The organism is Pseudoalteromonas shioyasakiensis, from assembly GCF_001550135.1.
Taxonomy (GTDB): Bacteria; Pseudomonadota; Gammaproteobacteria; order Enterobacterales; family Alteromonadaceae; genus Pseudoalteromonas; species Pseudoalteromonas shioyasakiensis.
Genome location: NZ_LRUE01000013.1, coordinates 285,189 through 296,963 on the forward strand (window position 1 = coordinate 285,189; position 11,775 = coordinate 296,963).

At 39.4% G+C, this 11,775-nt stretch carries 7 protein-coding genes; all 7 read left to right on the forward strand.

Going from position 1 to position 11,775, the window contains the following annotated elements; all coding sequences use genetic code 11:
* Positions 1–2: 2 nt before the first annotated feature.
* The 7 genes from PASHI_RS06525 to PASHI_RS06555 all read left to right on the forward strand — a co-directional run bounded on the left by PASHI_RS06525 (position 3) and on the right by PASHI_RS06555 (position 11,647).
* Complete coding sequence (locus PASHI_RS06525; RefSeq protein WP_062564982.1) at positions 3–1,946, forward strand: tetratricopeptide repeat protein; 1,944 nt, start codon at positions 3–5, stop codon at positions 1,944–1,946.
* 27 nt (positions 1,947–1,973) lie between these two features.
* Positions 1,974–3,236 (forward strand): hypothetical protein, encoded by a 1,263-nt coding sequence (locus tag PASHI_RS06530; protein WP_062564983.1) that lies wholly within the window; start codon positions 1,974–1,976, stop codon positions 3,234–3,236.
* Between the two features lie 737 nt (positions 3,237–3,973).
* Entirely contained in the window at positions 3,974–4,978 is a 1,005-nt protein-coding gene (locus PASHI_RS06535) for a leucine-rich repeat domain-containing protein (protein WP_062564984.1), read from the forward strand.
* A 500-nt stretch (positions 4,979–5,478) separates the two neighbouring features.
* Positions 5,479–7,320, forward strand: coding sequence for a hypothetical protein (locus tag PASHI_RS06540; protein ID WP_156426465.1), 1,842 nt, complete (start codon positions 5,479–5,481; stop codon positions 7,318–7,320).
* 18 nt (positions 7,321–7,338) lie between these two features.
* Entirely contained in the window at positions 7,339–9,096 is a 1,758-nt protein-coding gene (locus PASHI_RS06545) for a HEAT repeat domain-containing protein (protein WP_062564986.1), read from the forward strand.
* Positions 9,097–9,688: 592 nt separating this feature from the next.
* On the forward strand, positions 9,689–10,555 hold the full coding sequence (locus tag PASHI_RS06550) for a lipase family protein (protein WP_062564987.1): 867 nt from the start codon (positions 9,689–9,691) through the stop codon (positions 10,553–10,555).
* Between the two features lie 9 nt (positions 10,556–10,564).
* Positions 10,565–11,647, forward strand: a complete 1,083-nt coding sequence (locus PASHI_RS06555) for a DUF4785 domain-containing protein (protein WP_062564988.1) — start codon at positions 10,565–10,567, stop codon at positions 11,645–11,647.
* The last annotated feature ends 128 nt before the right edge of the window (positions 11,648–11,775 follow it).

An 11,775-nucleotide genomic window follows, 5' to 3' on the forward strand; every position in this document is an offset into this window, starting at 1 on the left:
TAATGTTTATTCAAAACAATAGCTCGTCGTCAAAAACTAACAAGGATGTTTTTGCTTTAAGAAAAGCAGGCAAAATAGACGAAGCATATAATTTAGCCATTGAATTAATTAATAGCTCTCCGAATGATGAGTGGAATGTTAAAGCTTTTGCATGGTGTCTTATCGATCTTGTAAAACGAGATGCCAAGCTCGGCAACAACAATACAACAAATCATTACTTGCAACAGCTTGACTCATTATCAATAGATCCAAATGACGAGATACTAAATAAGCAAGTTTTGTATGTTAGAAATATGGCGAGTCCCATATTTAAAGAGACACAACGAGCAAAGCAAGCGAGTAAAGAAGGGAAGCATCAGTTAGCGATAAATATATATACCAAAGCACTGTCAGAGCAGCCTGATAATCAAGATATTAGGAGCAGTATAGGCTGGGAAATATACAAACTAGCGAAAGCACAATTTAATAATGAAAACGTGAATGTTTTTGCCGTAAAGAAATTGTTGAATGATTACCTAAAACTTAACTGTAATGTTCCTTCTCTGTTACACAGCCTTTTCCTTGGCCTCGCAGACAAGCTTACCAGTCACCACAACTTCAACCTAGCCGCATTTATAAAAATATGGGGAATTCAAAACCTACGTGATGAGGACTTTGAGCCATATGTTGATGACGTCACAGGAAATAGTTATCCAAGTTTGGCCTCAAAGGTTGCTTTGCATGGTACGAAACAAGCAGTTGAACATAATGATCTTGAATCTTTACCTTTGCTATTAGAGGTAATAGATAGAGTTATTCCAAGTTCAGATGACCCTATTTGGTTGGAGTTAAATAAAGCGCGAGCGTTAAACCTACTTGGTGAGTATCAGAAGAGCTTTGATTTGGCAGTAAAAGTTGCAAAGCAAAAGGTTGGTGAATATTGGATTTGGGAGTTACTTGGGGATATACAAGGTAATTATGATAAAAGTAGTGCATTCAATTGTTATTGCCGGGCATTGTCCTCAAATCCAAAAGAAAACTTTATTGCTAACCTCCGATTAAAGTTGGCGGAACTTTTGATTGAACAAGGTAATTACTCAGCGGCAAAATATGAAGTTACTTGTGTTATGGATGCAAGAAACCGTGAGGGATGGTCGATACCAGAGAAAGCCGAGATGTTACAGAGTCAATCTTGGTTTTCGGCCACTGAAGCTGCGGCAAGTAATCAATCTTTATATAAAGATCATGCTGGAAAAGCAGAAGAGGTTTTATTTCAGAACTTACCTTGGATACATGCAAACCTAGGAAGTGTTTTTTCGTTACCAGATAAGCCCAACAAAAAAAGAAGAAAGATATATTTAAATAATAGCGAAGATAGATTTCCAGTGGAGATTACTCTTCCCGAAAATAGATTTTCGTTTTCATCTCTACAAGAGGGAGCTGCTGTTAGGTTTAAAGGTGAGTTAGACAGAATTACCAATCGTTTTACTGCTTATCAATTTGAAACAAGAACAACTGCTAATCAGTGGGATATTTTCTCATCATTTATTGGAGTGGTCGATCATGTAAACGTAGCCAAGAAGCTAGCTCATGTGATTTTTGATAAAGGTGTCGATACCGTTATTCCATTTTCAAAAACACCGGGGCGACTAATCGTTGGTGATTCAATTAAAGCAAAGCTGTCAAAGTCCAAGACAAAACATGGCACCAAGTACCAAGCGTTAACTATTGCCAAGTCTGATGAAAAGGCCAGTACCAATGTTTTAAAAGAATTCAGTGATGATGTCCGTGTTTCTAATGGGCTTGGTTTCACTTCGACTGATATTTTTATTGATAGAAATTTAGTTGAAGGTTGCGGTGTTGAAGATGGTGATATTGTCTCAGGAAAAGCCGTATTAAATTACAACAAGAAAAGATCAAGCTGGGGCTGGAAAGCGATAACTATTAATAATAAAGAGCGCTTTTAATATAAGTTTTGAAAGGGAGTTTTAACGTTGAGTGATGAACAATTTTTTAAGTACATAGATTCAGTTGCACTATGTCAATTTATCAATCAAGCAGAAGAATCAGTGATATATGCGGCTCCGGGGATAAGAAATGAGGTCGCAGACGAATTAGTTAAAATTTCCAGTAAGCTAGGTGATGGGATGGTAACTGTATGTTTGGATGTTAGCGAGCATACGGTTCGAATGGGATTTGGTGATATAGAAGCGATAAGTCAATTAGAGGAAGTATTAATCATAAATAATATCCCTCAATTGCGATTTGCATTGATTATTGTTGACGGTGTTGGCTATAGCTTTTCTCCAACGGCTTTATACCTCGAAAGTGAAAGCTCAACTAGCTTAGGTTTTAATTCAATTAAAATGACAGATGCGCAAGTGCTGGAAGCTACAACTAGGTTATCTCCCGCAGCCAAAGCAATTGCTTTGGCAACTTGCACATCTGAAGAAGAATATCAGAAAATATCAACAACCATTCCTGAGATCCCCAACAATCCGGTTCAACAGTCAGATATTGAGAAAATCGATCATTCTATCAAAGTTAACCCAGTAGCAAAGTTTGATATAACAAGGCAGGTCAGGGTTTATAGCTCATATTTACAATATGTAGAAGTTAAAATGACTGGTGTTGCGATACAGCGGCAAAAGATATCTATACCGAAAGTTTTCCAGTCTCTAGGAGATGAAGACAAGGAATTACAGAGTCGATTGAATACTAGTTTTGATCTGCTTGAAAAAGATAACAAACTATCTTCAAAAGAATTGGAAGACAAATTAAAGCAAATCAGAGACGATTTTTCTCCATCATTAGGAAAAAAGCATGGTCGAGTTATGCTTAAATGCAATAGAGATATATTTGATGAAGAGATTGAGTGTCTAAGAAGCGAGTTAAATGCTCATTCAAAAAATGTTAAAGAAAACCTTCAGAAAAGCATTGATGAATCGATAGACAAAATAGCTAAATATTACACACCTATCGTGGAACGGAATCCACCAAATAAATTGATTGGAACTCTTGGTAAAGACGTCGATAGTGATCAAATATTTAAATGGGCAAAAAGGCAGTTAGAAAGAGTTTTCCCAAGCGCGGAAGGTATGATTCAGAAAATGGAGTTATCTGTTATATTTAAAGATATCACTTACGAAAATCTAAATGATAAAGAGTTTTTAGATGCGGTTTTTAATGCGTTCCCAGATACTAACTGGGAGAAAGCGCATCAAGAATATTTAGCTGCTTCAGAAAGTAGTTCATAGCTTTATAGTGATAACTTGTTAAAAAGCGTGACGTTGTAACCGTAAACAATATAGATTTAAAGTGCATAGTCCGAATCCCTTGCTATTAAAGGGATTCAGGCGGTTTCCAAGTACTATTGCTTATCTAGCGAACTTTTTCTCAATAAAAAGGGGCAAAGTTTCCAACTAGGTTTGAAACAAGGCTTGTCGTAAGTCATTGAAAAATATAGGTACTGAGTTTCCGACTAGATCTGTCGTGATCAATTAAATTCAAATGCCAAAAAGCCGTTGCAGCAATGTAACGGCTTTTTTGTTGGAGAAAAGCTATCAGCTTTCAGCCGTCAGCTGTCAGATTAAAAACACAAGTTAGCGAGTTGCGAGGGGAAAGATCCGAGTTTTGAGGAACGAGATGCGAGTTGTAGGAGGTGTTTTAACGCTGAAAAAAGAGTTATCAGATATCAGTGATTAGAAGTTAGATTAAAAATACTCAAGCTAGCGAGCTTCGAGGGGAAAGAGTAAAGGAGCTTTAAGCCACAAGTTTGAAGTTAGACGTGCCTGCATATTGCTGCGGTTAAACTCGATACTGTAGGCGTGAAATTTATTTCTCGCGAAAAGCCTTAAATGACAACTTTGAAACAACCTGTGTATTTATATGGGTACAACCATCAAAAAACCTGTATTATGCATGCTTTGTTGTTGGGTGGCGAAACCTCTTACTTAACCACCTGATTATGTTGTTGAAAATTTAAGGTGAAATAATGCTAAAAGGGAACTTTGTGAGCATGAACATGGCTTTGGCCTGTTTGTTTGTATTAAATCTTGGGGTTGCTAGTGCTTCGGCTAATGACGATACACCAACAGAGGACGTGGTTGCAGATGCTAATTTCTTAGCGTGTTTACAAGAAAGTGGCTATAAAACTGTGGGTGAGGTGACAAAAATACATTGCAGAGATCGAGGTATTACTTCAGCCAAAGGGATTGAGCATTTTAGTAACTTAACAAAACTCGTCCTCAGTAATGAAGGGGATAGCTTCATAGTTGGTGAAATTGGCGGCATTACAAGTAGGCCTGCCGATAAGAAAGTGCCAAACCAACTGACCGAAATCGACATAAGCCGTAACAGCCAGCTTTTCCTTGTTGATTTAAGCCAAAACAACCTTACGAGTATTGATGTAAGTAACAACGAAGAGTTAGAGACTTTAATGCTGAGTGGCAATAAGCTTTCAAAGCTTGATGTAAGCAATAACAGTAAACTTACATGGATTGATCTTAAAGATAATAAGCTGACAGGCGAATTGACGCTTGTTAATTCTGAACTATATCAACTTAACCTGTCGGGCAATAAGCTCACAAAAGTAAATATACCGAGTGGCATTCGTAACCTTGAGCTTGCAAATAATCAGTTAAAAAACCTAGATTTAAGCAAGTTCAAGATGCTCAGCGAACTAAACCTAGATGCCAACCAGCTTAGCTCTTTAGACATAAGCCATAATAAAAAGTTAACTGCACTTTACGCCAGTAATAACCACTTAAGCACTATCGATTTAACAGCAAACCCCATGCTTCAAGTGCTCTTTTTGTCAAATAACAAATTAAAAAACATTGATTTACGTGAACATGCAAATTTAGTAGATATCAGCCTTTTTAATAATCCACTAAAAAAAGTAGATGTAAGCAAAAGCTATAATTTAGAGCTGTTAGAACTCGACAGTGGTGTTGAGTGCATAGGCATAGGTTGTGCAACAAGGTTTGAAGGGTATTAATAACAGCGTGTTGGGCAGAGCACAGCGAAACTCGATAAGTTAGCGAGGGTAAAGGGGAAAGTTCCCCGAACTCGCAAACTTGTGTTCGTAATCTGATAGCTACAAATGTTGGGTTTCGCTCCGCTCTAACCAACCTACAAGCTGATGCTCTTATGTTCATCGCGCGAAATAAATTTCACGCCTACGGATGAGCATTCCAATTTAAGTATGCGTAGGCACAATCTAATCTGACTTCTAACGACTGATATCTATTATCTCCTTCCTCGTCCCTCGCACCTATTAAAAATTTTTATCCCTCCATAATTCATCCATTATTGTGATTTACCATTTGAAATATGAACCTTTTGTACCCCAGTTTGGGTGGGTTAAAGCTTAACCGTTTCGAAAATAAGTCGGTCGGACTTTGAGTAGAAGTATGAGTTTTATTAATTAATAGTTTGTCGAAATTACAATCAATAATTAGGAATCGTAATATGAATCAGTGTAAAAGGATTAGTGCTGTGTTGACTTTATCCCTACTTTCAATAGTTGGGTGTTCTGATGATGACTCTACCGAACAAGAAGCTGTTGCTAATGTAGCGTTGAAATCTATGAGCCCAGTCTCTGATGACGTTTATCAACCAGGACAACAGATCACAGTTGATTTCAGTACCGAAACAGCCTTATTAACGAATGAACATGTTGGTGTTTCATTTATTTTAATTGAAAGAAGTAAAGTCGCTGAGCTCGAAACTGAAGATGAGCCTGATGGCTACGATTTGGGTGAGTTTTATATTGAGCAGTTACAAGAAGGCGAGCAAAATCATACGGCAACACTAATTTTGCCAAATGAAGATCTCGCTGCGGGTGAATTTATTATTGCCGCTTTTGTTGATACAAGTGGTGTGATCTCAAGTGAAGTTGATGTTACAGATAATAAGTCGCGTGGCATTGAGTCTGGTGACGAAACAACCTACAGCTCAGTAACCATTAGCGATGGTCATTACCATGATTTTGTTTTAGATAAACTTAAAGTAGGCGACGGCTTTGCTATTTTTCCTGGCCCGGGTAAAAGAGATACCACAGGTACTGGTGAACCAACACAGAAAGTACCTGATTTAATAGGTTTTATTAATGCCACCAAATTTGGTAATTCAGTAAACGAGGCTGACATCAGTGCAACAATAACCATCGGCGAAACGACTTATCATGCTCACTTATGGAATGAGCAAGCGCAAGCTTATATGGAGACGATGCGTATTAAGTTTCCTGATCATGAGCAATCTCATTACTTTCCTTGGGATGTTGCAGTAAATGGCGTATTGCTCAAAGCGATACACGATAATTTTGATCACGATGGTGGCGAAAACAGCTTTAGCATGACATTTACCTTCCACGACAACTCTGATGAAATTGAAGCTCATAGCGAAAATAATAGTATTACTGTTGAAGTACCTTATGCGCTTTATCATGATGAAGTGAGTACTGCAGAATCGGTAGAGCTAAATAGTAATAAAACAACAATAGCTTCAGCATCAGCGATGCAGACTACTGCTGCTACAGCAACAACGTTGGCAAAAGTTGGCAGTTGGAGTGCTACTTATGGTGACAGTGACGCTGTAGCAATCAGTCCTTCTTTTTATAGCTATATGAATGTTTCTTCTAGTAATGGTGGTTCTGCTGAGGGGCTAGTTGAAGCAGATTTAGATCTTTACCTATTTGATAAATCAGCGAGTTTGGTTAGTGCCAGTGCTGAAGCGAGTGCAAATGTAAGTGATGGTGAGATTACTTATGCAGCAAACTTTAGTGTGCTGGGTGACACTTTAATTGACGAGGGCGACACGTTAACGGCCTTAGACAAGTCTTTAGGATATAGCTGGAGCGAAGAGCAAAAAGTGGTTGAAACGACGTTCACCATTGTAATTGTTCCGGTTACAGTGGAGGCTGGCGTCACTGGCAGCTTGGATTTAGGAGTTGGTTTAACTTATAGCAATAGCCGAATTGACTTAGGGGGAGATATTGTTACTGCCAGCATGGATGCGTATGCCACTGCAGAAATAAATTTGGGCGTTGCAAGTGGCGGTGTTGGTATAGACTTTTTGATTATTGCAGATACATTTAATGCCACACTTTATGCGGATTTAGCTAAAGCTATCACTGATTCTAAAATAACCTTAGGAATTGATGTAACAAATGATATTGAGGCTATTTCCGGTGAATTTTATGTTTATGTGAAATACCCTAAATACAAGTGGTGTTGCAAGATTAAGACAAAAACCAAAACTCAAACTATCTACGATACCAGTACCTTGTACGATAAAAGCTGGACAATTTTAGACGAATCAGCAACCTTAAATTATTAGTATGAAGGCAAAGGTATAATGCGTTTAATTAAACTGAGTTTATTATTTGGCACTTTATTAGGCTATGCTTCGGCCGCTTATGCAGTGCCTCATTGTACTGTTTGGGGTGAACTTCAATCAAAAGCAGATACTAATATTGTTTCGATGAATAGCCCCTCAAAAAGCCAGTTTGACTTGCTAGGGCGGTTAATTTATCGGCCTTTGTTAGTTGCAGAGAAATTTCACTGGTTGGGTTTTGAGCTGTACCAAGCTCAAGCAAAGTTGAATAAAACAGTGAGTACCAGCAATGAGTATGCAGTGCCTTTTGCTGTGAAAATTAGCAATAACTCAGGTGAAGTTTTAGATTATCGGTTTAACGCTAAATTAAAAGTGGCCGATCAACAAAAGCTGATTGCTTTATACCGTGCCTTTCACCGTGCAAAACCCCCTGAAAATTTACAGGGGGATAAGTACTGGGTTAAAGAGCGTGACGATATCGGTCAGTACAAATCACTCTACACAGTGTTAGCTGATAACAAACTAAAGCGAAATAAACTCAGTTATTTAGAACCAACTGACTCTAGGCAAAGTACTAACGCAGCGAAAAAGCTAATGCAGTTAGAAACGGCGAACATTATTAGTGATGAGTTTATCTTTGAAAACGATAAATGCTGGTTAACAAAAACCCTCGGAAATAGTCATATTCAAGTCAGTAGTAGTGATGGAAGTATGAATATTGAAGTACTGCAAACACTAAGTTTAAATCGCTCGAATCAATCGATACCCAGTGATGCAAGATTACTACAATTACCTGAAGACCCTAATCAATGGGAGAATTTAAGCACAGATTGGGTTTACCCTAAAGCGCCGCCTCAACCCTTAAAAAATACTGAAACGTTTATCACAGCTTTAAAAAGTATGGATTGGCTAGAGGGAGACCGAAAAACGCTTCTGCAATTTCTTTATGACAATGATCAGTATTTGATGAGCTTAAAAGAGCTTATTTCAACTAAATCAATTGCAGATCCTTTGGAAAGTAAATTGTTTATGTACCTAGGTAAGCATGACTCAGTTAATTCAAAACAATTACTGACAGAGGTATTTGTTGAGCCTGGTTTATTTTCTCCAAATCAGCGCTTTAGAAGTTTAATGGCACTAAAATACAGTGAAAAACCGTTAACTGACTTACAGGTTGAGGCGATTTTTGAGTATTCCATGTCATATGGTCTTGATGAAGAAAATTCAAAGCTGGCTCATAGTGCTTTAATGGTAATGGGGGCAATAGCAAAAAATCAGCAGGGCAGTGAGTTTTCAACTCAGTTAACCCAAAAATTAGCTGATTCATTGAGCTCTAGTGCAACGGAGCAAAAAGCATCAGCCCTAATCACCGCACTAGGTAATAGTGGAGACTATGATCATCAACAGCTTATTGGTGATTATTTAGCTGGCGACAGTGCAAGATTACGACTAAATGCGGCAGAGGCCTTGGCAAAAATGCCAAGTAAAACCAGTTTGAATTACTTGAGTAATCAACTAAATCAAGAAACTGATAGTAAAACGCAAGGGGCGATATTAAAGGCTATGGGTAATAATGAGTTAGACGCAGAACAAGTCGATAGTATTTATGCCTTTGCTGACCCTAGTCACCCAAGAGATATTCGCAGCGCCGCTATATCGGCGTTAAGTCAACAAGCGAAGTCAAAACCAGAGGTTAAAAGCCGTTTAAAAGCGCTGGTTAAGACGGAAACTAATCAAAAGAACCTGCGCCAATTGATGAAAGCGCTGTATGGTTCGTAAAAGCATAAGTTAGCGAGATACGAGATACGAGGGGCGAGTTGTAGGAGGCGTTTTAACGCCGAACAGGTAGCAGAGGGTTTACCCCGCGTTCTCAAATTTAAAATACCCAAGTTAGCGAGTTACAAGGGGAAAGGGTAAAGGTACGAGTTTCGAGGAACGAGATACGAGTTGTAGGAGGCGTTTTAACGCCGAACAAAAAATGGAGATATTAGGTATCAGTTGTTAGAAGTTAGATTAGATTGTGCCTGCGAGTAGTTAAATTGAAATGCTCATCCGTAGGCGTGAAATTTATTTCGCGCGATGAACAAAAGAGCTATCAGATTGAAAGTTAGCAAGTTAGAAAGAGTAAAGGGGAAAGTTTACTCGCACCTCGCACCTCGCACCTCGCACCTCGCACCTCGCACCTCGCACCTCGCATCTCGCATCTCACCCCTTCTTTTTCTCCTAAAACCTAATAATTTGTACTTAAAAAACACACAAAAGTTAAATTAATGTAAATTTATTCTTGCTTTCGTACCTGTTTGGTCTATGTTTTTGGTCGGAGGTCACTCCTCCAACCTGATAGATAAAATGACAATCAACAGGAACACACATGAAAATAAAAACACTCTCACTAGTGCCAGCTTTAATGTTGGCAGCGGGTATCAGCCACAGTGCTTTTGCTGCGCAAGGAGTCGCATTTGTGCACGGTACAGGCCAGCAAAGCGATGCGTATAATGACTATTGGACAGGCAGTTTTGTCGACACGGTTCGTCAAGGTTTATCAAACAGTAGTAATTACACGGTCATTAATTGTGACTTTGATCAATACATGTGGGCAGACGCGGCATCTGGCTGTTTAGCAGGGCAGCTCACTACATTTATCAATAATAAAAACATCACTGATTTAACCCTGATCACCCATTCTAATGGCGGTAATGTAGTGCGTTGGATTTTATCTAACCCAACATGGGATAGCCGCTATCCAAATATTATTAGCAAAGTCACGCGTACTATTGCTCTGGCTCCTTCAAGTGGTGGTACGCCGTTGGCTGATGCGGTTATTGCGGGTAATTCGTTCGAGCAAAGCTTGGGTTGGCTTTTAGGTTACGGCAGCGATGCAGTAAAACAACAACAAGTATCCTGGATGGAATCGTATAACGCACAGTGGCTGTATGGCACACCGAACCGCCCAAATTTACCGTCTCGATTCGAAACCGTGGTGGGCAGTGATGTTGAGTCAGCGGTATGGGATAGCGATAGCTATTGTGGCGGTTATCAAAATCAAGTGGGCCTTGAAGTAACGCAAAACTGGTTAGATAGCTGCTCAGATGGCTTTTTAAATTGCAGTTCTCAGTCGTTAGCTGGGGTGGTGTGGTTTACCGATAAATCACGAACCCAAGGTGGTGAGCCTTTGAGTCATCAGCAAAGTCGACGTAACTGTTTTGGCTTGCCAAACATGCTTAAAAACCGAATTTAGGAGCCCGCTATGATTAATAAGTTAACCACAATTGCAACTGCAATAGTGCTTGTAAGCACAGCCGCAAATGCTAATGAGCAAACGGTTTATCAATTTCCTCAAGTTCAACCAGCATCAAGCGCTCAACTACAAACACTTGAAAAAGACAGTGTTGAATATTGGCAGAAAGTTTCGGGTAAAGAGCTTAAGCGTGGTGTGCCTGTTTTTGTAAACCAAGCTGATAACTTTATTCGCATTGCACCAAAAGCACGCTTTGATAGTGGCGAAGTATTTAAGCCTCATGGCTTACAGCTTGATAAGCTGTCGGTGCGAGATGACAACTTTAGACAAATGCCAATGCAAGCCATGGTTGCACGTGAGCAAATGGAAAATGCAGGATTTAGCGATGGCAGTGTTGGATTGAAGCTTGGTCAGGTAAATGGCAAAGCAATGTTAAGAACAAGCCAAGCGCTTAACGATAACGACACCTACTTGCTGCATGTGATTGAAAAAGGCTCGAGCAATGCCTTACATGCTAAATCGCAGTTTAAAGTGAAAGATCAGCAACAACGTGTTGCTATGCAGCTTAGTATGGGTAAAAAGCGCTTTAAAGATAGTGATGTGAAGTTAACACTTTCAAGCCCTGATGGCGAAAAACTAGATGTACGTTACGAAAATGGTGAAGCCGTATTTAATTACCCGCTTGAAACTTTGGGTGCCGCAAATGGTTACTATGAGCTTGAAGCCAGTGTAGACACTAAAGTGAATGGCCAAACGGTAAAACGCTCTATAAAAATGCCGTTTGTGCATAGCTCGCAAACCATTAGTATGGATAAAGCCAAAGTCACTGTGCTTGGTAATAACAAATACCAAGCCAAGGTGCCAGTGCAAGTGACTGACTCTGGCCGCTATGCTATTCGTGCTACGTTAACTGGCAAAGGTAATAAAGGTGAGCGCATCAAACTGGCAACCGTTGAAGTTGCTAAACAGATTGATAGTTACGGCAGTTTCACCATGCCCTTTGCAGTCACTCAAGTAGCCAAAGCCCCGTTCGAGCTGGTGGATATTGAGCTTACCGACCAAACGCGAATGTTAAAGTTTGCTGGGGAGTAAAGGATAGCTCTTATTGTATGTTGGGTGGAGCGAAGCGAAACCCAACAAGTTAGTGAGTTGCTAGGGGAAGGAGCTATCAGCTTTCAGCCGTCAGCTATCAGATTGAAAAGTTAGCAAGTTAGAAAGAG